We start from the raw sequence: 25,118 nt of genomic DNA on the forward strand, positions 1-25,118 counted from the left end.
GAGTATTGGCAGGTTGCGGCGCCGCCACCAGCGAGGATTTTCAGCGGGAGCCATTACCTGCCCTCATGCCTGCCGGGACCAACCTCTGGGAATGAACGCAGGAATTGCCCTCATCTCTGCCAGCTGCTCCCGCAGCAGCCCCCTCAGTGCGAAGATGCATCACTCCTGCTCACGGCTCGACCCATGCTCCGCCCCCAGCTGCCGCTCAATGCCCTGCGCGCCTTCGAGGCCGCTGCACGGCACCAGAATTTCACCCGCGCCGCGTTGGAGCTATGCGTCAGCCAGGCCGCGCTGAGCCATCAGATCCGGGCGCTGGAGGACCGGCTGGGTGTGTCGCTATTCACCCGGTTGCCGCGCGGGGTCGCCCTGACCGATGAAGGAGCCCGCCTGTATCCGGTGCTCAATGAGGCCTTCGACCGCATCGCGGTGAGCCTGGACCGCTTTGTCGGCGGGCACTTCCGCGAGGTATTGAGCGTGGGCGTGGTCGGCACCTTCGCCACTGGCTGGCTGCTGCCACGCCTGGGCGATTTCAACGCGCGGCATCCGGATATCGAGCTGCGCCTGCAGACCCACAACAACCGCATCGATCTGGCCGGTGAAGGGCTGGACCTGGCGATCCGGTTCGGCGACGGCGATTGGCAGGGGCAGATCAGCGATGCGGTGCTGGATGCACCGTTCGCGCCCCTGTGCGCACCCGCGCTGGCACGTACGCTGCGGCAGCCGCGCGATCTGGCCAATGTGGCGTTGCTGCGCTCCTACCGAAGCGACGAGTGGCCACGCTGGCTGCAGGCGGCCGGGGCACCGGAGCTGGAAGCCCGCGGGCCGGTGTTCGATTCGTCCCTGACGCTGGCCAGTGCCGCCGCGGCCGGCGCCGGCGTGGCGCTGTTGCCGTTGAAGATGTTCGAGCAGGATCTGGCCCAGGGGCGCCTGATCCGGCCGTTTGCACAGACGCTGGACCTGGGGCGGTACTGGCTGACGCGGCTGCGCTCGCGCGCCGAAAGCGATGCGGCGCGACGGTTCCGGGAATGGCTGGAGGCGCAGGACGATGTGCCGACCAACGGTCGGCACCTGCCGGTTGCCTGAGGGTGCCAGGTAGATGCCGACCGTTGGTCGGCATGCCGTTTACGCGTCCAGCAATTCCATCCACGTCTGCTCGGCCTTGCTGAGCAGGGTCGCGGTGGCTTCACGATCGCGGCCGAGGACGGCCATGCGGGTCGCATCGGCGTAGTTGGCCGGGTTGGCCAGCTCGCGGTCCAGGTCGGCCAGCAGCGCCTCCAGTTCGCCCACCTTGGCTTCGGCAGCAGCCAGCTTGTGGGGATTGACCGGCTTCTTCGGCGGCAGCGGCGGGGTCGGGGGCACCGGCTCCGGGGCGGCCGCGGCCATCTTCTGCTTGGTGCCCTGCGCGGCGGGACGCGAACGCAGCCAGGCGGCGTAGGCATCCAGATCGCCGTCGAACGGCTCGACCACGCCATCGGCGACGCGCCAGAAGGTATCGCAGACCAGGCCGATCAGATGGCGGTCATGCGAGACCATCACGATCGCGCCCTCGAAGTCGGCCAGTGCTTCGGCCAGCGCTTCGCGCATTTCCAGGTCCAAGTGGTTGGTCGGTTCGTCGAGCAGCAGCACGTTCGGCTGCTGGTAGGCGATCAGCGCCAGCGCCAGGCGCGCGCGTTCGCCACCGGAGAAGCCGTCCACCGGTTCGAAGGCACGGTCGCCGGCGAAGTTCCACTTGCCGAGGAAATCGCGGAAGGACTGGTTCGGTGCATCCGGCGCCAGGTCGCGGAAGTGCTCCATCGGCGACTGCCCTTCATGCAGCGACTCCACCGTGTGCTGGGCGAAGTAACCGATGCGCAGGTCCGGATGCGCGGCGCGCTCGCCGCTGATCGGGTCCAGTTCGCCCACCAGGGTCTTCACCAGGGTGGTCTTACCGGCGCCGTTCGGACCAAGCAGGCCGATGCGCTGGCCGGCTTCCAGGCCGAAGCCCACGTTGTGCAGGATCACCGAATCGGCGCCGTACCCGGCCTCGACATGGTTCAGGCGGATCAGCGAGAACGGCAGTTTGGCCGGCGGGGCGAATTCGATGCGGAACTCGCGCTCGGCACGCACCGCTTCGGTACCGGCCAGCTTGGCCAGGCGCTTCATGCGGCTCTGTGCCTGCGCGGCCTTGCTGGCCTGCGCCTTGAAGCGATCGATGAAGCTCTGCAGATGCGCGCGCTCGGCCTGTTCCTTGTCGTGGGCGAGCTGCTGTTGGCGCAACTGTTCGGCGCGCTGGCGCTCGAAATCGGTATAGCCGCCGACGTACAGCTTGGCGCCGCCACCGTGCAGATGCAGGGTGTGGGTGGCCACGTTGTCCAGGAACTCGCGGTCATGCGAGATCAGCAGCAGGGTGCCCGGGTACTTGAGCAGCCACTGTTCCAGCCAGAACACGGCGTCCAGATCCAAGTGGTTGGTCGGTTCATCGAGCAGCAGCAGGTCGCTGGGCATCATCAGCGCGCGCGCCAGGTTCAGGCGCACGCGCCAGCCGCCGGAGAACGAGGAGACCGCGCGCGAGTGGGTTTCGGCCGGGAAGCCCAGGCCGTGCAGCAGCTTGCCGGCGCGCGCCTCGGCGTCATAGGCACCGATCTCGGCCATGCGCTGGTGGGCGGTGGCCACCGCTTCCCAGTCTTCACGCGCCGCGGCTTCCGCCTCTTCACGCATGACGGCGGCCACCTCGGTGTCGCCCTCCAGCACGAACTGCAGCGCCGGATCCGGCAGCGACGGGGTTTCCTGGGCCACGCTGGCGATGCGGATCTTGCCGGGCAGATCGACGTCGCCCTTGTCCGCCTCCAGCTCGCCCTTCACGGCGGCGAACAGGCTGGACTTGCCGGCGCCATTGCGGCCGACCACGCCGACGCGGTACCCCGCATGCAGGGTCAGGTCGACGTTGGACAACAGCAGCCGCTCGCCACGGCGCAAGGCGAAGTTACGAAGGGAAATCATCTTGGGGGTCCATATAACGGAATGGAATGTGCTCGTGAGCACCTTTCCTGCGACGTAATTCTAGCGTTAACGAATACTTGACGGGCCCCGGGATGCGCGGCAGGCCTCGTTTCTCTCTCCGACGACCCTGCCTGCGCTCCCCCGGGACCCTCCTGTCAGATCCTCGACCGCACGTAAATGGTTGCTGCTGCAACGTTTTTTACGAACATGGCAAATATTTGACAAGCGATGAATATCCCGTTAATCCGTCTCTTGCGCACCGCAACAACCGCCTTCGCAGACCCGATCCTCGATGTCGTGATGTCGCTTTGGTGCAGCACCGCCCCTACCGGAGCCACATCCTGATGAACCGCAAGACCAGTACGCTCTCCGCCGCCGTAGCTGTCGCGCTCGGTATGTCCAGCTTCGCCGCCACCGCCCAGGAGGCGCCCGCCCGCACGGCGGCCAACACCCTGGACACCATCATCGTCACCGGTACCCGCGTAGCCGACCGTACCGTGGCCGAGTCGCAGTCGCCGATCGACATCATCACCCCCGAGGCATTGCAGTCCACCGGCACCACCGAGCTGGCCACCGCGCTGGCCCGCGCCCTGCCCTCGCTGAACTTCCCGCGCCCGGCGTTGACCGATGGCACCAGCGGCATCCGCCCGGCGCAGCTGCGCGGCCTGTCCCCGGACCAGGTGCTGGTGCTGGTCAATGGCAAGCGCCGCCACACCTCGGCGCAGATCAACGTCAACGGCAGCATTGGCCGTGGCTCCTCGGCGGTGGACATCAACGCGATCCCGATCGCCTCGATCGAGCGCGTGGAAGTGCTGCGCGACGGCGCCTCGGCGCAGTACGGTTCGGACGCCATCGCCGGTGTGATCAACATCGTGCTCAAGGGTTCGTCCTCCGGCGGCAGCCTGGCGCTGGACGCCGGCCAGTACTCGGCCGGTGACGGCAACAAGTACCAGCTCTCCGGCGATACCGGCATCGGCTTCGCCGACGGTCGCGGCAGCGTCCACGTGGCCGGCCAGATCGTCCAGCAGGACGAGAGCAACCGGGCCGGCCCGTACCAGGGCACCGCGCCGAACACCGGCAACTTCCCCAACATCGGCCAGACCACCTTCGTGGTCGGCGACCCGCAGGTGGATGCGACCGCTGCCTCGGCGAACGCCAGCTTCCAGTTCAGCGACCACGTCTCGGCCTACGCCACCGCGATGGCCAGCAACCGCGACATCACCTCGTTCGCGTTCTACCGCTCGCGCAACAACAGCAACCAAGGCCCGCTGCTGGCGCAGACCTACCCGGACGGCTTCGTGCCGGAGATCAACCAGTACTCCAAGGACCGCTCGCTGGTCGCCGGGGTCAAGGGCGGCTCCGACAACGGCTGGAACTGGGATGTCAGCTACAACTATGGCGCCAACAAGATCGACTTCCACACCCGCAACAGCATCAACTACGCGCTCGGTGTGAACAGCCCGCGCTCGTTCTACGACGGCGCGCTGGAGTACACCCAGAACATCGTCAATGCCGACGTGACCAAGACCCTGGACTGGGGCCTGGCCTACCCGGTCACGCTGTCCTTCGGCGGTGAGTACCGCAAGGAGAAGTGGGAGCAGTCGGCCGGTGAACTGAACTCCTACACCGGCAGCGGTGCGCAGGGCTTCGGCGGCTTCACCCCGCTCAACGCCGTCGACGCCGACCGCGACAACTACGCCGTCTATGCCGGGCTGGAAGCCGACCTCACCGACAAGTTCTCCGCCGGCGTGACCGGCCGCTACGAGGACTACTCGGACTTCGGCGACAAGTTCTCCGGCAAGCTCTCCGCACGCTACGCCTTCACCGACAAGGTCGCCCTGCGCGCCACTGCCTCCAGCGGTTTCCGCGCTCCGTCGCTGGCCCAGCAGAGCTACCAGGCGGTGACCAGCACGATCGTCAACGGCGTGTTCGTCGAACGCGGCACCTTCCCGACCACCAGCCCTGCCGCGCAGGCGCTGGGTGCCAGCCCGCTGAAGGCCGAAAGCTCGACCTCCTACAGCCTGGGCCTGGTGCTGCAGCCGGTGGATCGGCTGTACCTGACCGTGGATGCGTACCAGATCGACATCGACGACCGCATCGTCTTGTCGACCAACATCACCACCAATGACGCCGCCAACGCACTGCTGTCCGGGCTGGGGCTGCCGGGCGTCACTGCGTTCTCCTACTTCACCAACGGCGTGGACACCCGCACCCGCGGCGTGGATGCGGTCTCCAGCTATACGATTCCCTTCACCGCCAGCTCGCTGGAGCTGACCGCTGCCTACAGCTACAACGAAACCGAGGTGAAGAAGTTCATCGGCTCGCCGCCGGTGTTCGGCACGCTGGGCATCACCCAGTCGCTGATCGGCCGCGATGAGATCGGCCGCATCGAGGACAGCTACCCGCGCGACAAGACCATCCTCAGCGGTACCTGGCGTTCGGACCGCTGGGACCTGAACCTGGCGGCCACCCGCTATGGCTCATTCACCGTGCGCAATTCGGCGACCGCCCTGCGTGACCAGACCTACGACGCCTCGTGGGTGCTGGATGCCTCGGCCAGCTACAAGCCGAGCGAGAACTGGACCCTCACCTTGGGCGCGGACAACATCCTGGACGAATACCCGGACCGCACCGTGGACCTGCAGAACTCCACCTGGGGCATGCTGCCGTACAGCAACTACTCGCCGTACGGGTTCAATGGTGCGTACGTATACGGGCGCGTGACCTACAAGTGGTAACAGGGGTAGTGCCGGCCGCTGGCCGGCACTACTGTGCGCCCCGACACGCATTTCACACGCGGCGCCATGCCAGAATCCAGGCATGAATCGCCCAGACCTCCCACTGAACCTGTCCAGCAGCGCACGCCGCGTGGTGCGCTGCGCCGTCGCATGGGCGGCGCTGGCGGCGGTCCCGCTTTCCGGATGTGCAGGAGATCACGTGAAACCGAGCTATTCCAAGTCAAGCGTCGAGCCGGTCGTCGTGACCAAGGTGTCCAACTCCACCCTCCAGGTGCAGTTCGAGGAACCTGCCGAAAGCATGTACTACGCAGCGGGAATCAGCTACGTCGTCGAGGCGGACACCATGAAGATCGTCATCGACCGGTGTCCGATATCCGGCAACTGCGCAACCATGCTGCGCCGTCACATCGTGCCTGGCCCACCCAAACCTGCCGTGCAGGATATTCCCCTGCTGGCGCCTCGCGTTGTAATGCTCTTCGCCGACGGCGAAGAGCAAGTCTTTCCTTAAGGGGGCGCTATGGCTGACAAGGTAGTCCTGGGTATCCATAGCGACGTAGACCCCAACACGCAAGGCTCACTCAATCAGTTTGTGGATGGTCATGCCTGGATCACGGTCACCCGCAATGGCGACACGCAGTACTACGGCCTGTGGCCAGACGGGCACCCACGCGCAGGCGATAATGGACCCGAAACGGACATCAGGGTCGGCTTGGAAACAAGGTTCAGGTCGTCGGCCTCCCGCTACTACGAGCTGACACCCCAGCAGGAAAAACAGCTCGATCAGGCCCTGAACGAGAATGTCACATGGGCCTACACCAACACCTGCGCGTCATGGGCGACGGCCACGGTCTCCAAGGTGACCGGGCAAACGCTGGATGCCGGCGAGCTGATGCTCACCGATACGCCCCGGGAACTGATCGAATCCATCCGCAAGGCAGAACGCCTTCAGCCCACTACCCCGGCGAACCCGCAGCCTCCGCCGGAACCCAGGCAGCAGGGATCCAGTGCAGGATCGCTGAGCGACACGTCCCTGTCGCTGCACCAACAAGCCATCGAGGGCGTCCACAAGCTGGACGCAGCCCTGGCCAGGCAGCCTGACCAGTCCAGCGAGCGCATGGCCGCCAGCCTGGCGAACCTGGCCCGGGCCCAAGGTCTAGAGCGGATTGACCACGTTGTCCTGGGAAAACCTACTGGCCCCTCTTCCGACTCACAGAACGTATTCGTGATCCAGGGCGCGCTGGACGACCCTGCCCACCGGCGGGCCCATATGGGGATCGACGCCGCAGTGCATACCTCGGTCGACGATTCGATCCGGCAACTGCAGCAGATCGACCGCCAGCAGGCTGCAGCTACGGTCGCCGAACCTGCCCCGGTACTTGAAGAGGTCCAGCATCGGCGGCTGGTTTGATCCAGTCCCGTTGAGACAGCCACTGACTGGCGCCACGACGAACGACCCGAAGAGGGTGCACCTGGAACCGGCGGCGTAGGGCAGGAGTGAGCGTGCCTGCCCAGGCAAACCACGCTACGGTTTGCCGTATCCAGCCGCATCGGTGAAAATCGGGGCATTCCCCACATTGCGAGCCCCGATGCACCATGACACCGACCTGATCAACATCGTGGCCGTTGGCCTTGGGCTCGCCTTCATCCTTGGCGCGCTGGCCAACAAACTGCGTTTGTCCCCGCTGGTCGGTTACCTGGTTGCTGGCATCTGCGTAGGCCCGTTCACCCCCGGCTTCGTCGCCGACCAGGCGCTGGCCAACCAGTTGGCCGAGATCGGCGTGATGCTGCTGATGTTCGGGGTCGGCCTGCATTTCTCGCTGAAAGACCTGATGGAGGTCAAAGCGATCGCCATCCCGGGTGCGATCGGCCAGATCCTGGTCGCCACCCTGCTCGGCTGGGGCTTGGCGGCCCTGATGGGCTGGCCGGTGATCTACGGCGTGGTGTTCGGCTTCTCGCTGGCCACGGCCAGTACCGTGGTGCTGCTGCGCGCGATGGAAGAACGGCGCCTGCTGGAGACCACGCGCGGCAAGATCGCCATCGGCTGGCTGATCGTGGAAGACCTGGCCTGCGTTCTGGCCCTGGTGATGATGCCGGTTCTGGCCGGCGTGTTCGGCCCGGACGCGGCCAATGAGACCCATACCGTCGGCAGCGTGCTGGCCAGCATCGGCTGGACCTTCGTGCAGCTGGGCCTGTTCGTGGCGGTGATGCTGGTGGTCGGGCGCCGCGTGATCCCGTGGATCCTGGAGCGCATCGCCGGTACCGGTTCGCGCGAGCTGTTCACCCTGGCCGTGCTGGCGATCGCGCTGGGCGTGGCGTTCGGCTCGGCGATGCTGTTCGGCGTGTCGTTCGCGCTGGGCGCGTTCTTCGCCGGCATGCTGCTCAACGAATCCGAACTCAGCCACAAGGCCGCCAACGATTCGCTGCCGCTGCGCGATGCGTTCGCGGTGCTGTTCTTCGTCTCGGTCGGCATGCTGTTCAACCCGGCCATCCTGATCGAGCACCCGTGGCAGGTCCTGGCCACCGCGGCGATCATCATGTTCGGCAAGTCCGCCGCTGCGTTCGTGATCGTGCGTGCCTTCGGCCACCCGACCGGCACCGCGCTGACCATTTCGGCCAGCCTGGCGCAGATCGGCGAATTCGCCTTCATCATCGCCGGCCTCGGCGTGACCCTGAAAATTCTGCCGCCGACCGGGCAGGCGCTGGTGCTGGCCGGTGCGTTGATCTCGATCATGCTCAACCCGCTGGTGTTCGGCCTGCTCGACCGCTGGCTGCTCAAGCACCAGGAAACCGCCCCGACCACGGTGGAGACCGAGCTGCCACCCGGCCCCTCGCTGGACCTGCACGACCATGCCATCGTGATCGGCTACGGCCGCGTCGGCAGCGCGCTGGCACAGGTGCTGCGCGACCGTGGCGTGCCGGTGATGATCATCGACGACAACAAGGAACACGTCGCCGAGGCGCATGCGGCCGGCCTGCCCGGCATCCGTGGCAGCGCCGCCTCCGACCGCGTGCTGGCCGAAGCGCATCCCGAGCGCGCCAAGATCGCCGTGCTGGCGATCCCGCAGCCGCTGGAAGCCGGTGAGACGCTGGCCAAGCTGCGCGCGCTCAATCCCGGCCTGACCCTGCTGGCACGTGCGCACAGCGATGCCGAGGTGAAGCACCTGCTCGCCCATGGCGCCGATGGCACGGTGATGGCCGAGCGCGAGCTGGCCTATTCGCTGGCCGAGATGGTGATGTCCACCCCGCCGTACCGCACGATGAGGCAGCAGCACAGCATTCCGGTGGTGTGAGGGACGCTACGCGACCGGCACGCATATATCCGCACGCAGGATGGGCTCGGGTACCTCTTCCGGATCGTCGAGGTAGTGGTAATACAGCTCGGCGTCGCGCAGCGTGTGGCCGCACTCGGGCAGCCAGTCCCGCAGCAGCACATCGGTGGCGGCCTCCAGCCCTGCATAGCTGCCCACATGGCGCAGCACCGCATACGCGCCGCCGCCCAGCGTCAGCGCACGCAGCGGCGCCGGCAGCGCGTGCGGCGGGCGACCGAACCCCATGCCGCAGTCGAACACGCACTCGTGCGCCGGTACATCGCGGTGATCGGTGCGTGCGATGCCGACCAGCTGCTGCAACTGCTCGGCCCAGCCCTGCTCGGCCGCCCAGGTGAAGATCTCGCCGAAGGCCTGGTCGAGATCATCGAAGGCGCCTTCCCTGCGTAGCGCCACCACATCGAAAGGCTCCAGCATGGTCACGGTCACTTGTAGGGGGACCGCGTTGCCGTCGGCCTGATCACCGGCCGGCAGCGACAGCAGCTGCTGCCAGTGGCTGCGCAGCCCGGCATCCTCGCGCAGGGTACTCGGCGTGGCATCCAGCGCCTGGCGGCAGGCACGGGCCAGCGCCTGCGGACTCTCATAACCGACATGCAAGGCGACCTCGGTGACCCGGCTGTCGGCCTGGCCCAGCAGCGTCAGCGCCTGCAGCAGGCGCAGGCGGGCCACGGTACGCCCGGGGGTTTCGCCGGTCAGCGCGCGGTACAGGCGATGGAAGTGGAACGGGGACTGGTGCGCGATCGCGGCCAGTGCCTCCAGATCGGGCAAGGGATCGCCAGCGCGCAGGCACGCCTGCAGATGGGCGATGACGCGGTCGATACCGTGGCGCTGGCGTACCTGGGCAATGCGGCTCATGGCGGGCTCCATCTCGGGGTGACGCTCAGCGTGCGTCGTGCCCCACCCCGGCGCGTGGCCGATCTTGCGCAGTTGGGGGATCGTCAGCCGATCCTAACCCTGTCGGTAGAGCCACGCCAAAAACCCCCACGGCGGCCGGCCCGCACCGGCCGCCGTGGGTCCTGCCTCTACGCTTTGGCCAACGCCTGCTCCAGGTCCGCCAGCAGGTCATCGATGTGTTCGATGCCCACCGACAGCCGCACCGTGTCTTCGCTGACGCCCGCCTTTTCCAGCTCGGCCGCATCCAGCTGCCGGTGGGTGGTCGAGGCCGGATGCGTGGCCAGGGATTTGGCATCGCCCAGGTTCACCAGCCGGGTGAACAGCTGCAGCGCATCCAGGAAGCGCGCGCCAGCCGCGCGGCCACCGGGCAGGCCGAAGGTCAGCACGCCGGAGCCGTGGCCGCGCAGGTACTTCTGCACCAGCGCATGTTCGGGGTGGTCGGGCAATGCGGCGTAGTTCACCCAGGCGACCTTGGGATGTCCCTGCAGGTGCTTGGCCACGGCCAGGGTATTCGCGTTGATCCGGTCCAGCCGCAGCGCCAGCGTCTCGATGCCCTGCAGGATCAGGAAGGAATTGAACGGCGAGATCGCCGCGCCGGTATTGCGCAGCGGCACCACCCGCGCGCGACCGATGTAGGCAGCCGGCCCAAGGGCTTCGGTGTAGACCACGCCGTGGTAGCTCACGTCCGGTTCGTTCAAGCGACGGAAGCGCTGCTTGTGCTCGGCCCATGGGAAGCGCCCGGAGTCCACGATGGCGCCACCCAGGCTGGTGCCATGACCGCCGAGGTACTTGGTCAGCGAATGCACCACGATGTCCGCGCCGAAGTCGAACGAGCGCTGCAGGTACGGCGTCGCCACGGTGTTGTCGACGATCAGCGGCACGCCATGCGCATGCGCGATCTTCGCCACCGCCTCGATGTCGGTGATGTTGCCGCGGGGGTTGCCGATCGACTCGACGAACACCGCCTTGGTGCGGTCATCGATCAACGCGCCGAACGCCTGCGGATCGCGATAGTCGGCAAAGCGCGTCTCAATGCCGAACTGCGGCAGCGTATGCGCGAACAAATTGTAGGTGCCGCCATACAGCGCACTGGCCGAGACGATGTTGTCGCCCGCTTCGGCGATGGTCTGGATCGCATAGGTGATCGCCGCCTGGCCCGAGGCCAGCGCGAGCGCGCCGATCCCACCTTCCAGCGCGGCGATGCGCTGCTCCAGCACGTCGGTGGTGGGATTCATGATGCGGGTGTAGATGTTGCCCGGCACCTTCAGGTCGAACAGGTCCGCGCCGTGCTGGGTGTCATCGAAGGCGTAGGCCACGGTCTGGTAGATCGGCACCGCCACCGCGCGCGTGGTCGGGTCGGGCCGGTAGCCGCCATGCACGGCGATGGTCTCCGCGCGCCACTGTGATTCGGGACTGCCGTGTTCGGACATATCGCATCGTCTCCAGGTGAATGCCGACGATACCGAACAAAAAACCCCCGCCGAGGCGGGGGTTCATGCCAAACCAGCATGGTCTGAGGCGCAACGGTTATCAGGCCGCCGGCGCGTGCGGGGCTCAGCCCTTCACGAACACCAGCTTGCCCTCGGCCGCATCGACCCGGATCACATCGCCGTTGAGGAACTCGCCGGACAGGATCTTCTGCGCCAGCGGATTCTCCAGCTGCGACTGGATCGCACGCTTGAGCGGGCGGGCGCCGTACACCGGATCGAAGCCGACGTTGCCCAGCAGCTCGAAGGCGGCGTCGCTGACCTCGATGCGCAGGCCACGCTCGGCCAGACGCTTTTCCAGGCCCTGCATCTGGATGCGGGCGATCTGCTTGATCTGCACCTTGTCCAGCGGATGGAACACGACGATGTCGTCCAGGCGGTTGATGAATTCCGGGCGGAAGTGCGCCTGCACCACGCCCATCACCGCCGCCTTCATCTGCGTATAGGCCTCCGGACTGTCATCGCTGCTCATGTCCTGGATCTGGTGCGAGCCCAGGTTGGAGGTCATCACGATGACGGTATTGCGGAAGTCCACCGTGCGGCCCTGGCCATCGGTCAGGCGACCGTCGTCGAGCACCTGCAGCAGGATGTTGAACACATCCGGATGCGCCTTCTCCACTTCATCCAGCAGGATCAGCGAATACGGGCGACGACGCACCGCCTCGGTCAGGTAGCCACCTTCCTCGTAGCCCACATACCCCGGGGGCGCACCGATCAGGCGCGCGACGCTGTGCTTCTCCATGAACTCGCTCATGTCGATGCGGATCATCGCGTCGCTACTGTCGAACAGGAACTCGGCCAGCGATTTGCACAGCTCGGTCTTGCCCACGCCGGTCGGGCCCAGGAACAGGAACGAGCCGCTCGGGCGATCCGGATCGGACAGGCCCGCACGCGAGCGCCGCACCGCATCGGAGACCACCTTGGTCGCCTCTTCCTGGCCGACCACGCGGTTGTGCAGCACCTCTTCCATGCGCAGCAGCTTGTCGCGCTCGCCTTCCAGCATGCGGTTGACCGGGATGCCGGTCCACCGCGACACCACCTCGGCGATTTCCTCGGCGGTGACCCGGTCCTGGACCAGCTTGAACTCGCTGGTTTCCACTTCCTGCGCGGCAGCCAGCTGCTTTTCCAGCTGCGGCAACTGCCCGTACTGGATTTCGCTCATGCGACCGAAGTCCTGGCGGCGCTGCGCCGACTCCAGCTCCAGCTTGGCCTGCTCGATCTGCTCCTTGATCCGGGTCGCACCCTGCAGCGTGGCCTTCTCCGACTTCCAGATCTCGTTGAGATCGGAGAACTCACGCTCCAGCGCATCGATGTCGGTTTCCAGATCGGCCAGGCGCTGGCGCGATGCGTCATCCTTTTCCTTCTTGAGCATTTCGCGCTGGATCTTGAGCTGGATCACGCGCCGCTCCAGGCGGTCCAGTTCTTCCGGCTTGGAGTCGATCTCCATGCGGATGCGCGAGGCGGCTTCGTCCATCAGGTCGATGGCCTTGTCCGGCAGCTGGCGATCGGCGATATAGCGGTGCGACAGCGTGGCCGCCGCGACGATCGCCGGGTCGGTGATTTCCACGCCATGGTGCACGGCGTACTTTTCCTTCAGCCCGCGCAGGATCGCGATGGTGTCTTCCACGCTCGGCTCGCCCACCAGCACCTTCTGGAAGCGGCGCTCGAGCGCGGCGTCCTTCTCGATGTACTTGCGGTACTCGTCCAGCGTGGTCGCGCCGACGCAGTGCAGCTCACCGCGCGCGAGGGCCGGCTTGAGCATGTTGCCCGCGTCCATCGCGCCATCGGCCTTGCCTGCGCCGACCATGGTGTGCAGCTCGTCGATGAACAGGATCACCTGCCCCTCGCTCTTGGCCAGGTCGTTGAGCACGCCCTTCAGGCGTTCCTCGAACTCACCGCGGAACTTGGCGCCGGCGATCAGCGCGCCCATGTCCAGCGAGAGCACGCGCTTGCCGCGCAGGCCTTCGGGCACTTCGTCGTTGATGATGCGCTGGGCCAGGCCTTCCACGATCGCGGTCTTGCCCACGCCGGGTTCGCCGATGAGCACCGGGTTGTTCTTGGTGCGGCGCTGCAGGACCTGGATGGTGCGACGGATTTCCTCGTCGCGGCCGATCACCGGATCCAGCTTGCCGCTCTCGGCGCGCGCGGTCAGGTCGATGGTGTATTTCTCCAGCGCCTGGCGCTGGTCTTCCGCATTTTCCGACTGCACGGTCTCGCCACCGCGCACCTTCTCGATGGCGGTTTCGATCTTCTTCTTGTCGGCACCGGCAGCGCGCAGCGCCATGCCCAGGGTGCCGCCATCGTCGACCGCGGCCAGCACGAACCACTCGCTGGCGATGAAAGCATCGCCGTGCTGCTGGGCCAGCTTGTCGGTGTTGTTGAGCAGCCGGTTCAGATCGTTGCCGATCGACAGGTTGCCTTCCTGCCCGGAGACCTTGGGCAGGGCCTCCATGGTTTCGTTCAAACGTTCGCGCAGCACCGGTACGTTGACACCGGCCTGGGCCAGCAGCGGGCGCGTGCTGCCGCCCTGCTGATCCAGCAGCGCGCTGAACACATGGACCGGTTCGATGATGTTGTGGTCGCGGCCCACGGCCAGCGACTGCGCGTCGGCCAGCGCCTGCTGGAAACGCGAGGTGAGCTTGTCCATCCGCATGATTCTTGTCCTCGATGTAAACGGGAGCTGGCCGTGCCAGCACTCTCAGTCAGATGCGGTTACGTGGGCGTGTTTCAAGGGTGGATGAGATGCCGATTCAGCCAACGTCGGCCTTCCCGCAGCCCTTTCCGCCCCCCCGGCCGGGCAGGCCTTCACGCGCTGGGCGGCCGCCCCAGCACCGGCGGTGCGGCCGGGCGCGGTACCAGGCAGCCGAGGCCGGCGGGCAGGTCCAGCGCCACGTCATAGCCCCCGGTGACGCCGTAGCCGATCCGCCACGACGACGAGAACAGGTCCGGCGGCTGGAAGGCGATATCCACCGGAATCGCGACCGGCGTGTCGGTGATCTGCAGCGGTGTGCTGGCCGGGGCGTACTCGATGTCCTCCGCGCCGCGCGTGGTGATCACGTTCCGGCGCTGGATCGCCGCGGCCGGTACCGACGAGCGCGGCGCGCCGCGCATCTGGAAGGCTCCGTGGAAGCCGCTATCGACCAGCATCAGGTGGGCCTCGCGGCCCCGGATCGGATAGCGGACCTGCTGGAACGGCCCCCACAGCGACGAGGTGAACACCATCCGGCGCGTGCAGGCAGCCGGCGTGTGCGACCCCAGCAGCGTCAACGTTTCGCGGGACAGGCGGACCGGCCCCAGCGCGCGCAGCACGTCCAAGCCGATCAGGTTGAGCTCACGCGCGGCTTCGCTGTTGAACGACACATCGCGCACGCGCTGGCCACCGAGTTCGATATCGATCGGCGCGGCCAGCCCCGCCTGCTGGATCTCGTCCCCGACGATGCGCGACACCACGAAGTTGCCGGTGACCGCCAGTCCCAGCGATTCGGCCAGGGCGCGGCTGATATGCGAACGCGGCGCACCGGTGTCGATGACGAAAGAGGCTTCGTGGGCGACCACAGCGCCATCGCGGCTGCCATGCAGCGTCACCGTGACCGAGGGCAGTTCATTGCTGAACTGGATCGGCACGTCCACGTCCTGCCCGCGCTCGGCCGCCGGCAGCGCGCTGCGCGGCCAGGTCGTGAACGCCGCGAACGCGGGCCGGGTGACATCGGGCACTTCATCACCGGGCGTGAGCATCGGCACGATGGTGCGCTGGTAGTCCTCGCGCACGCGCAGCATCAGCCTCGCCCACTGCGCGATATCGCCCTCGATCAGCGCATTGCCGGCCAGGGTGGATTCGCACAGGAAGGCCAGGCCCTGCAGCGCCGGCGGTGCATCGGCGGTTTCGGCCAGGCACTGGCGTGCGGCACGGTTGGAGGCGTCCAACTCTCCACGGACGCGGTGGTAGCCCGCCGCGCCGAGATGGCGGCGCGGGCCGGACGCGCCGCTCATGTCGCGCAGCGTCGTCAGCTCCGCACGCAGCACCGCATCGCTGTAGCCGAACCCATCGTGGAGCGCCACCGGATCGGCCGCCACGGTGGCCGGCAGCATCGCCACGCACGCGCCCAGTACCCACATCCGCATCCCGTACTCCCGTCGACGTCCCCGCTCGACCCTAGCACGGGAACCACGCTGCGCTCACGCCTGCTTTCGTCCGCGCGCGCGATGCTGGGGGCCGGTTCCGCACGGAGTGACTGCATGCATTACGAACTGTATTACTGGACCGGCATCCAGGGCCGCGGCGAGTTCGTGCGGCTGGCGCTGGAAGACGCCGGCGCGGGCTACACGGACATGGCGCGCGTCCATGGCGACGCGGTGATGCAGCCGTACCTGGATGGCAAGGTCGAAGGACTGCAGTCGTTTGCCCCGCCGTTTCTGCGCACCGGGCGGCAGGTGATCGCCCAGGTCGGTGCGATCCTGGACCATCTGGGACCGGAACTGGGCCTGGTTCCCGATGCCAGCTCGCGGCGACAGCAGGCGCTGCAGTTGCAGCTGACCATCGCCGACCTGGTCGCCGAGGTGCACGACACCCATCACCCGATCGCCGCCTCGAAGTACTACGACGACCAGAAGCGCGAAGCCAAGGCGCGCGCCGAATCGATGCGGAGCGAACGCATGCCGAAGTTCCTGGGGTACTTCGAGAACGTGCTCAAGCACAACGGCGGGAGGCATCCGCTGCGGGAGCATTCCTACGTCGATCTGTCGCTGTTCCAGCTGCTGAGCGGGCTGGAGTACATGTTCCCGCGCCGCATGCAGGCGCTGTGGCCGACGCTGCCGCAGCTGCGCGCGCTGAAGGACCGCGTGGAAACCCGGCCCAACATCGCCGCCTACCTCGCCTCGGAACGGCGCCTGGCCTTCAACACCAACGGCATCTTCCGGCACTACCCGGAGCTGGACGGCGAAGCCTGATCCCCGGGCGGCCCGCCTCCACCCGGTAGCTCACGACCGTTGGTCGTGAGCGCAGGTTGGGTCGTGAGCGCAGGTTTGGTCGCGAGCCGGTAGTGCCGGCCGCTGGCCGGCTCCGCAGTAGAGCAGCCGGCCAGCGGCCGGCTCTACACCCGTTCGACGTGCCGCCGCGGGAGCGTCAGGTCCGCTCAGCAGGCTGCTTCTGCAGCGACAACAGCGCCAGCAACCCCGCCAGCGCCACATACGCGCCTGCAAACTGCCAGCTGATGATCTTCGGCAGGCCTTCCAGCTGCCACGGCAGGTAAATTCCACCGCGCGGGTCCACCGAGTGGATCAGGCCGAACAGCGTCAGCGCGGCGGCCACCAGCAGGAACCCGGACGCGCGCAGCAGCTTCCCGTCGATCATCGCCACCACCGCCGCGATCCACAGCATCGAGGTGATGATGAAGCCATTGCCCAGGGTGAAGATCACCGCCAGCTCGGGCAGGCCGTGCCCATCCAGCGTGGTGGTCAAGGCCACCAGTTGCTCCGGCGCGATCCAGCCCGGCGCCTTGATCGCCAGCAGGTAGGCGACCGAGGGCAGGAAGCCCAGCACCATCGCCCCGGCATGCTCGCGCGGCGTGGCCTGGAAAGCCTGGGTGGTGATGTCGATCGCTACGTACACGATGATCGGCGCCAGTACCGCCAGCGGCAGCCACTGCACCAGGCCGGAGATCACCCCCAACATGCCGCCGATGCCGACGAACAGGCCGGTCAGCAGCGTGTAGCCGCTGCGCGCGCCCATGTGTTTGTAGGCCGGCTGGCCGATGTACGGCGTGGTCTGCGCAACACCGCCGCAGAAGCCGGCCACCAGCGTGGCGATCGCTTCCACCAGCAGGATGTCGCGGGTGCGGTAGTCGTCACCGGCAGCGCGTGCACTCTCGGAGACGTTGATGCCACCCACCACCATCAGCAGGCCGAACGGCAGCAGCAGCGGCAGGTAGGTGATCGCGGTCGGCAGGCCGTCGATGAAGCCCAGCGTCGGCCACGGCAGCACCACCTGCGGCGGCACCCACTCGGGCACCTTGAAGCCCGGGGCGCCCAGCCCGGCAAGCCCGAGGCCGTAGTACAGAATCGTGCCGAACACGAACGCGACCAGCACGCCGGGCGCGCGGATCGGCAGCTTCCGCTTGGCGATCAGCACGTACAGCAGCAGGCCCAGCGTGACGAAGCCGACGATGGGCGAGCGCAGCGTTTCCAGCAGCGGCAGGAACCCCATCAGCACGATCGCGATGCCGGCGATGGAACCGAGCAGCGAGGCACGCGGCAGTGCGCGGGTGACTGCTTCGCCGAAGAACGAGAGGATCACCTTGAGCACGCCCATGATCACCAGCGAGGCCATGCCCAGCTGCCAGGTCGCGATGGCCGCATCGTGCGGGGCCAGCCCCTGCCCCTTGAAGGCGAGGAAGGCCGGGCCGAGCACCAGCAGCGCCATGCCGATGCTGGTCGGGGCATCCAGGCCCAGCGGCATCGCGGTGACATCGTCGCGGCCGGTGCGGGCGGCCAGGCGTCGTGCCATCCAGGTGTAGAGCACGTTGCCGACCAGCACGCCGAAGGCGGTACCCGGGAACATGCGGCCGAACACCACATCCGCAGGGAACTGGAAAATGCCGACCAGGGCCATCGCGATGAAGCCGAGGATCGACAGGTTGTCGACCACCAGGCCGAAGAAGCCGTTGAGATCGCCGGCAACGAACCAGCGGGGGCGTCCGGAGGGGACGGGGGCAGTGGCGGACATGCGGGGGACGGCCGTGGGGAGGGGGTAGCCGATGGTAGGGCCTCACCGCCGCCAGTAACAGGCGCATGGATGGAACGCCGGGAAACGTCCGCGGTAGGGACGCGTCACCGCGCGGTAGTGCCGGCCGCTGGCCGGCACCTTCAGAATGCTTCAGGCAATGGCGGGAGCCGGCCAGCAGCCGGCACTACCGAACGCGTGCGGATCAGGGCTTGTTGAGGAAGTTGTTGGCCAGCAGGTCCCGCACATCCCCGACCCGCCCGCTGAGCAGCGCCTTGGCCGCATACAGCGCGGTGCCGGCCACCTGCTTGGCTTCCACCTGCGGCGGCATCACCAGCTCGGTCGGGCTGGTGTGCACGTCCAGCAGCGCCGGGCCGGGATGGGCCAGGATGTCCTGCACGGCCTGCTCCAGGTCCTCCGAGCGGGTCACGGTGCGCCCGTAGAAACCGATCACTTCGGCCAGGCGGCCGAAATCGGGGTTCTGCAGGTCGGTGTAATTGTCCAGCAGGCCTTCGACCTTCTGCTCCAGCTCGACGAAGTTCAGCGAGCTGTTGTTGTAGACCACCACCTTGATCGGCAGGTTCTCCTGCACCGCGGTGAGCAGATCGCCGAGCAGCATCGCCAGGCCACCATCGCCGGAGAGCGAAATCACCTGGCGGCCCGGGTAGGCCTTCTGCAGGCCCAGCGCCTGCGGCATCGCATTGGCCATCGTGCCGTGCAGCAGGCTGGTCAGCGTGCGGCGGCGCCCATTGACGCGGATATGGCGCAGGATCCACACCATCGGCGAGCCGCCGTCGGCGGTGAACAGCGCATCGTCGGCAGCGTGGCGGTCGATCAGCGCGGTCAGATGCTGGGGGTGGATCAGCTCGCCCTCGCCGGGCTGTTCTTCCTTGGCCCGTGTGGCCAGCGCTTTTTCGCGATGCTCCATGCACTCGTCCAGGAAGCTGCGGTCCTCGCGCTCCGGCAGCAACGGCAGCAGCGCCTCCAAGGTCGGGCCGATGTCGCCCACCACGCCCAGGTTCACCGGATGGCGGCGGCCAAGATGGCTGCCATCGCGATCCACCTGGATCAGCGTGGCCTTGTCCGGGTAGTACTGGCCCCAGGCGAAGTCCGCACCGAGCAGCAGCAGCGTGTCGCAGGCCATCAGGGTGTGATACCCGGACTCGATGCCGAAGATGCCGGTCATGCCCATGTTGTACGGGTTGTCGTACTCGACGAAATCCTTCGCGCGCGAGGTATGCGCGATCGGCGCCTTGAGCTTGGCACCCAGCGCGACCAGCGCGTCATGCGCATGCTCGCAGCCCGCGCCGGCGTAGATGCCGATGCGCTTTCCCTCACCGATCAGCGCGGCGATGCGCTGGAGTTCATCGTCCGAAGGACGCAGCACCGGCTGGGTGTAGTGCACCGAGAACGGCGGATCGTGCTTGACCTCGGCTTCGCTGATGTCGGCCGGCAGAATCACGACGGCCACACCACGACGGCTGATCGCCGCCTGGCACGCCAGGGTCACCACGCGGCGCGCCTGCTCCGGGCTGTGGACCTGCTCGCAGAACACGCTGCAGCTGCCGTACACCGCTTTGAAATCGACCTCCTGCGGGAACTCCATCCCGAGCTCGGCGGTGACCACCTGGCTGGCGATCAATACCATCGGCGCGCGGTTGCGATTCGTTTCGAAGACACCGTTGATGAAGTGCAGGCCACCCGGACCGCACGAGCCGGCGCAGGCCGTGAGCCGCCCGCTGATCAGCGACTCGGCACCGGCGGCAAACGCGGCCACTTCCTCATGCCGCATGTGCACCCATTCGATATCGCTGCGATGGAGGGCATCGGTGACATGGTTGAGGGTGTCACCGACGATGCCGTAACAGTGACGGACACCGGCGGCCTGCAGGGTTTCAACCACGATCTCGGCAACGCGCTTGCTCATGACATGCTTCCACGACGAGGGGGAAGCGTCAGCGTAGTACCGGGCAAGTGACACTCATGTGGGTTTGCGCGTTCACGGCTGCGTGTTCACCCATCCCCGCACTGCACCGCGCGTGGGATTCTCATAGCGCACCTGCACCCAGCCGTCGCGCTCATCCAGCAGCTCCACACGGTCGTCCCGGACCAGATAGCGCTTGGTAGCGGCATCGCCCGGCTGGCTGTACAAGGGCAGCCTCGCCGCCATCACACGGCCGGAAACAGGGACCAGCGGCGCGCCGGCGGGCGGCGTCTCCAGGCCATCGCCGATGGCGGTCTCCAGCACTTTGCCGGCAGGATCGAAGGTGCTCCAGACCGCCAGCGGACCGCTGTTGGCGGTCTGCGTGACGAGCACGTACGGCTCGAGGAGTTCGTCGAGCATCAGCAGGCGTTCGGCGCGGTACAGATACAGGCGCGTGCCGTCGTAACGGTACTGGTCCACGTACCACATCGGGCCACCGCGGCAGCTGCTGCCCAGGGTGCGGGTCGCTGCATCCACGGTCAGGCCCATCAGGCCACCGCACTGCGCACCGTCGGTCGAGGCCGGTTCGAGTGCGACCAGCTGCTGCTGCGCCGGGTCGTAGCGATAGACCGCCACCGCCTCGTTGACCATGCCCACCGAGGCACGCGCGACCAGCTCCGGGCGGCCGTCGAAGTCGACATCCTCGGCCGACAGGCGCGCAGTGCCGTCCGCATCGGCCGCACCCGGCAGCACCTGGCGCGTGCCGGAAGGCGTGAGCAGCACGGCGATGCTGCCGCCCTCCTGCACCTCGGCCTGCGCCTGCACGCCCGGTGCGACCTCCCATCGCAGCGGGGCCGGGTCGGCGTCCTGCGCGTGCGCGCACGTCACCGCCAGGCCCATCACCACCGCGGCCAGCATCGCATCCCTGTGTTTCATCATCGCTCCGTGAGGCGCCACCGTGGCGCCCGGGATCAGAACGATACTTCAACCGCCTGCTGCGCCCACAGCACCGACTGGTGCCCGGTCGCCTGCTTCCACGCCAGCCGGATCGCTTCGATGTCGGCGCGGCGCTGTGGGGTGTTCTCGTGCAGGACCACCAGCACCTTGGTGCGCAGGCGGTTCGGTTCCGGCGCACCGCGGAACAGCCACTGGCCGTACGCGTCGAACACGGTCAGGCCATCCGGGAAGCGCGGCGTGACCTCCTTGTCGAGGAAGGCGCGCCACTGCGCGTCGCTGATGCCTTCGGTCTGCGGGCGGTCGGCCACGCCGGTTTCCTCGCCCACGCCGAAGTACAGCTCGCTGCGGACCCAGCCGGCGGCCGCGTCCGGGCGCGCCGCATCGCCCTGCAGGGTGGCCGTGGCGGTGGTGGGCGGGGTCGGCTTGGCGGTCGGGGCGGCGGTGGCACAGCCGCTGGTGGCCAGGACCAGGGCAAACAGAATGGCGCGGAACGACATGGACAACTCTCCGGAAACACAGGGACAGGCGGGGGAAGGAGCGTGCCGGATATCCGGGTCCGGTGCAGATCGCCAACGGCTATCTGCTGATAACCACCCCGATGGGACTTGCGTCACACAGGGACATCACGCGAAGATAATATATCGCTTCATCCGGATGGATTGGTAGTGCCAGCCATGGGTCGGCAACTCTCCCTCCCCCTCCCTCCCCTCCCTCGTCGTCCTGCTGGAGTCCGCATGTCCCGTCCGTCCGCGTCGCGCCTTGGCCTTGCCATCGCGCTCGTCCTCTCCTCCCCCCTGCTGGCCCAGGACGTACTTGCGCAGGACGCGCCGAACACCGCCAAAACGCTGGACACCGTGATCGTCACCGGCACCCGCGCCGTGGACCGGACCGTGCTGGAATCCACCTCACCGGTGGACGTGCTCACCGCGGAGGACATCCGCAAGGCCGGTGTGGTCAATGGTGAACTGGGCAGCGCGCTGCAGGCGCTGCTGCCCTCGTTCAACTTCCCGCGCCAGTCCAACTCCGGTGGCGCCGACCATATCCGTGCCGCCCAGCTGCGCGGGCTCTCGCCCGATCAGGTCCTGGTGCTGGTCAACGGCAAGCGCCGCCACAGCAGCGCGCTGGTGAACACCGACAGCAAGATCGGCAAGGGCACCACCCCGGTCGACTTCAACGCGATCCCGGTCAGCGCGATCAAGCGCATCGAGGTGTTGCGCGACGGCGCCGGCGCGCTGTACGGCTCCGATGCGGTCGCCGGCGTGATCAACGTGATCCTCGATGACGCCCCGGAAGGCGGCGCGTTCGAAGCCAGCTTCGGTGCCAACCACACCGACCTCAAGCCGATCGACCGCACGATCACCGATGGCCAGACCAGCTATGCCAGTGCCAAGGTCGGCACCGCGCTGGGCGACGAAGGCGGCTTCCTGCGCGTCGGCCTGGAGCTGAAGAACCACGAGGGCACCAACCGCGCCGGCTTCGACCAGATTCCGCCGTGGGACCAGAGCGAGACCAACCTGGCCCTGCAGGGCAAACGCAACTACGTGCTCGGCGACGGCAAGACCAGGGATCTCAACGCCTGGTACAACGCGCAGCTGCCGTTCGGCGAGACCTCCACGTTCTACAGCTTCGCCACCTTCAACCAGCGTGACAGCGAAGGCGCGAACTACTTCCGCTACCCGGACAGCGACGCCAACTGGGCCCAGGTCTACCCCAACGGCTACCGCCCGATCTCCGAAGGCGAGAACCGCGACGTGCAGGCCGTGGCCGGCGCGAAGGGCCAGTGGGGCGAGTGGAACTACGACGCCAGCCTGGATTACGGCGTCAACACGTTCACCTACCGCCTGCGCAACTCGATCAACGCCTCGCTGGGCCCGACCAGCCCGACCCGCTTCAAGACCGGTGATTACCGCAATGAGCTGACGGTCGCCAATGTCGATCTGGGCCGCGTGTTCGCGCAGGGCGACAGCATCACCCACAGCCTGGGCCTGGGCCTGGAAGCGCGCCGCGACCATTACCAAACTCGCCCGGGGGACCCGAGCAGCTATGCCGCCGGCCCGTTCACGGACCGCCCGACCGGCTCGCAGGCCGGTGGCGGCCTGACCCCGCAGGATGCGACCTCGCTGTCGCGGGATGTCGCCAGCGCCTACGCCAGCCTCTCCAGCCAGTTCGGCGAGCATTTCTCCAGCGATCTGGCCGCGCGCTACGAGCACAGCGACGACTTCGGTGGCGAGCTGACCGGCAAGCTGGGCCTGCGCTATGAGTTCACCCCGGCGTTCGCGCTGCGTGGCGCGATCTCCAACAACTTCCGCGCGCCGTCGCTGGCGCAGATCGGCTACGAGTCCACGTCCACCGGTTACAACGCCGCCGGCCAGCTGGTCCAGGGCCGGGTGCTGTCGGTCAACAATCCGATCGCCCGCGGCCTCGGCGCCACCGACCTGAAGCCGGAGAAGTCGCTCAACACCAGCCTGGGCTTCACCAGCCGCATCGGCGACCACTTCGACGTCTCGCTGGACTTCTTCCAGATCGACATCGACGACCGCATCGCACTGTCGGAGAGCATCACCGGCGATGCGCTGACCGATTACGTGCAGCAGCAGTTCGGCGTGGCCGGCCTGCAGAGCGCCAGCTTCTTCGTCAACGCCGCCGATACCCGCACCCGGGGCGCCGAGCTGGTGAGCAACTGGCGGCAGTCGCTGGGCAATGGCGAGGTGGTGCTGACCGGCACCTACGCCTACACCAAGACCACCCTGAAGAACGTGCTCGCCACGCCGCCGGGTCTGCTGGCGCTGGATCCGGACTACGTACTGTTCGGCGTGGAAGAGACCAATACGCTGACCGACGCGACCCCGCGCACCCGCGCTGCGCTGGCCGCCAGCTGGGCCAATGACCGCTGGTCGCTGAGCAGCCGTCTCAGTCGCTATGGCAGCGTGACCCGTGTGTTCAACTTCGGTGATGGCTACATCCCACGCCAGACCTACGGCGCGGAATGGCAGTTGGATGCCGAGGTCGAATACAAGATCACGCCGCAGTGGAGCGTGGCACTGGGCGGACAGAACCTGACCGACAACTACTCGGATCTGTCCAACGATGACATCTACTACTTCGGCAACCTGCCGTACGACGTGCTGTCACCGATAGGCAGCAATGGTGCGTACTACTACGGCCGCGTCCGCTACACCTTCTGACCGGTAATGCCGGCCGGTGGCCGGCACTACGTGGATGTGGTTGCCATGACCTGGCAATCACATCCACGCTGGCATCTTGGTCACCATGGCCAACGACTTCCCCCAACGTCCGCCGCCGCCGCTGCTGGACGATGCCTGTGCGCTGTTCCTGGATGTGGATGGCACCCTTATCGAATTCGCGGACGACCCCGAGTCGGTCGCGCTGCTGCCCGATGTGCGTGAAGCGATCGGGCGCATCAGCGACCGCCTGGATGGCGCGGTCGCGCTGATCAGCGGGCGACCGCTCGCCCAGCTCGACACACTCTTCGCGCCCCTGAGCCTGCCCGCTGCCGGCCTGCATGGCCACGAGCTGCGCAACCATGAGCAGCGCGCGCAGACCAGTGATCCCTCCGCCGATACCAGCGAGTGGCTGCATGCCCTGCACCAGCAGGCGATGCGCTTCGCGCATGGCTATCCCGGCGTGCTCGTGGAAGACAAGGGCCGCAGCCTGGCCCTGCACTGGCGCGGTGCACCGCACGCCGCCAACGATGTGCGCGCGTTCGCCGAACGGCATATCCGCGGGCATGGCGGCTACCGTTTGCAGCCTGGCGACCATGTCATCGAATTCCTGCCCGAAGGCAGCGACAAGGGCCGCGCGATGCGGCAGCTGATGCTGCAGCCGCCGTTCCGTGATCGCATGCCGGTCTTCGTCGGCGATGACCTGACCGATGAATTCGGCTTTGGAGCGGCCAACGACCTCCACGGCTGGAGCGTGCTGGTCGGTGCGCGCGAGCCCAGCGATGCGGTGTTCGCGCTGCCGACGATACGCAGCGTGCACGCCTGGCTTCGCGAGAATGCCTACTGATGCCTTGATCCCAAGGCCCCCTGACGCCGCGCGCAGGTCTCCCCCACCGGTGTGCCGCCGCGGCAT

17 protein-coding genes are annotated in these 25,118 nt (G+C 67.2%); 8 read left to right on the plus strand and 9 right to left on the minus strand.

The genetic code is table 11. The features are described from left to right. Window positions 1-183: 183 nt before the first annotated feature. Complete coding sequence (locus tag AB9O74_RS01575; protein ID WP_369348162.1) at window positions 184-1,083, plus strand: LysR family transcriptional regulator; 900 nt, start codon at window positions 184-186, stop codon at window positions 1,081-1,083. 39 nt (window positions 1,084-1,122) lie between these two features. Here AB9O74_RS01575 and AB9O74_RS01580 read toward each other — a convergent pair whose 3' ends face one another. Further along, window positions 1,123-2,979, minus strand: a complete 1,857-nt coding sequence (locus AB9O74_RS01580) for an ABC-F family ATP-binding cassette domain-containing protein (protein ID WP_313212518.1) — start codon at window positions 2,977-2,979, stop codon at window positions 1,123-1,125. A 344-nt stretch (window positions 2,980-3,323) separates the two neighbouring features. On the opposite strand from AB9O74_RS01580, the gene AB9O74_RS01585 reads away from it, so the two are divergent. The 4 genes from AB9O74_RS01585 to ybaL all read left to right on the plus strand — a co-directional run bounded on the left by AB9O74_RS01585 (window position 3,324) and on the right by ybaL (window position 9,007). Next, window positions 3,324-5,717 (plus strand): TonB-dependent receptor plug domain-containing protein, encoded by a 2,394-nt coding sequence (locus tag AB9O74_RS01585; RefSeq protein WP_369348163.1) that lies wholly within the window; start codon window positions 3,324-3,326, stop codon window positions 5,715-5,717. A gap of 82 nt (window positions 5,718-5,799) precedes the next feature. Beyond that, window positions 5,800-6,225, plus strand: coding sequence for a hypothetical protein (locus AB9O74_RS01590; protein ID WP_369348164.1), 426 nt, complete (start codon window positions 5,800-5,802; stop codon window positions 6,223-6,225). Between the two features lie 9 nt (window positions 6,226-6,234). Further along, entirely contained in the window at window positions 6,235-7,125 is an 891-nt protein-coding gene (locus AB9O74_RS01595; protein WP_369348165.1) for an XVIPCD domain-containing protein, read from the plus strand. Window positions 7,126-7,303: 178 nt separating this feature from the next. Next, complete coding sequence (ybaL, locus tag AB9O74_RS01600) at window positions 7,304-9,007, plus strand: YbaL family putative K(+) efflux transporter (RefSeq protein WP_346478839.1); 1,704 nt, start codon at window positions 7,304-7,306, stop codon at window positions 9,005-9,007. A gap of 6 nt (window positions 9,008-9,013) precedes the next feature. Here the strand turns inward: ybaL and AB9O74_RS01605 are convergent, their stop codons facing one another. The 4 genes from AB9O74_RS01605 to AB9O74_RS01620 form a co-directional block, all read right to left on the minus strand. Beyond that, window positions 9,014-9,898, minus strand: a complete 885-nt coding sequence (locus AB9O74_RS01605; protein WP_369348166.1) for a GyrI-like domain-containing protein — start codon at window positions 9,896-9,898, stop codon at window positions 9,014-9,016. 167 nt (window positions 9,899-10,065) lie between these two features. Continuing rightward, complete coding sequence (locus tag AB9O74_RS01610; protein ID WP_369348167.1) at window positions 10,066-11,367, minus strand: O-acetylhomoserine aminocarboxypropyltransferase/cysteine synthase family protein; 1,302 nt, start codon at window positions 11,365-11,367, stop codon at window positions 10,066-10,068. A 124-nt stretch (window positions 11,368-11,491) separates the two neighbouring features. Next, a complete protein-coding gene (gene clpB, locus AB9O74_RS01615; RefSeq protein WP_369348168.1) occupies window positions 11,492-14,077 on the minus strand; it encodes an ATP-dependent chaperone ClpB in 2,586 nt (861 codons plus the stop codon). A 152-nt stretch (window positions 14,078-14,229) separates the two neighbouring features. After that, window positions 14,230-15,546: a retropepsin-like aspartic protease gene (locus tag AB9O74_RS01620; protein ID WP_369348169.1), complete on the minus strand. Its 1,317-nt coding sequence runs from the start codon at window positions 15,544-15,546 to the stop codon at window positions 14,230-14,232. A 114-nt stretch (window positions 15,547-15,660) separates the two neighbouring features. On the opposite strand from AB9O74_RS01620, the gene AB9O74_RS01625 reads away from it, so the two are divergent. Then, on the plus strand, window positions 15,661-16,371 hold the full coding sequence (locus AB9O74_RS01625) for a glutathione S-transferase (RefSeq protein ID WP_369348170.1): 711 nt from the start codon (window positions 15,661-15,663) through the stop codon (window positions 16,369-16,371). Between the two features lie 175 nt (window positions 16,372-16,546). On the opposite strand, the gene AB9O74_RS01630 is transcribed toward AB9O74_RS01625, so the two are convergent. The 4 genes from AB9O74_RS01630 to AB9O74_RS01645 all read right to left on the minus strand — a co-directional run bounded on the left by AB9O74_RS01630 (window position 16,547) and on the right by AB9O74_RS01645 (window position 21,520). After that, entirely contained in the window at window positions 16,547-18,145 is a 1,599-nt protein-coding gene (locus AB9O74_RS01630) for a hypothetical protein (protein WP_176988396.1), read from the minus strand. A 202-nt stretch (window positions 18,146-18,347) separates the two neighbouring features. Beyond that, on the minus strand, window positions 18,348-20,069 hold the full coding sequence (locus AB9O74_RS01635) for a thiamine pyrophosphate-dependent enzyme (RefSeq protein WP_346490437.1): 1,722 nt from the start codon (window positions 20,067-20,069) through the stop codon (window positions 18,348-18,350). A 72-nt stretch (window positions 20,070-20,141) separates the two neighbouring features. After that, window positions 20,142-21,002, minus strand: a complete 861-nt coding sequence (locus AB9O74_RS01640) for an SH3 domain-containing protein (RefSeq protein WP_369348171.1) — start codon at window positions 21,000-21,002, stop codon at window positions 20,142-20,144. 35 nt (window positions 21,003-21,037) lie between these two features. Next, window positions 21,038-21,520 (minus strand): DUF3574 domain-containing protein, encoded by a 483-nt coding sequence (locus AB9O74_RS01645; protein ID WP_369348172.1) that lies wholly within the window; start codon window positions 21,518-21,520, stop codon window positions 21,038-21,040. A gap of 237 nt (window positions 21,521-21,757) precedes the next feature. Between AB9O74_RS01645 and AB9O74_RS01650 the strand changes: the two genes are divergently transcribed. Then, window positions 21,758-24,208, plus strand: coding sequence for a TonB-dependent receptor plug domain-containing protein (locus AB9O74_RS01650; protein WP_369348173.1), 2,451 nt, complete (start codon window positions 21,758-21,760; stop codon window positions 24,206-24,208). An 85-nt stretch (window positions 24,209-24,293) separates the two neighbouring features. Further along, entirely contained in the window at window positions 24,294-25,052 is a 759-nt protein-coding gene (otsB, locus tag AB9O74_RS01655) for a trehalose-phosphatase (protein ID WP_176988391.1), read from the plus strand. Window positions 25,053-25,118 lie beyond the last annotated feature (66 nt).

Source organism: Stenotrophomonas sp. JAG2 (assembly GCF_041080745.1).
GTDB classification, from domain to species: Bacteria; Pseudomonadota; Gammaproteobacteria; order Xanthomonadales; family Xanthomonadaceae; genus Stenotrophomonas; species Stenotrophomonas maltophilia_AA.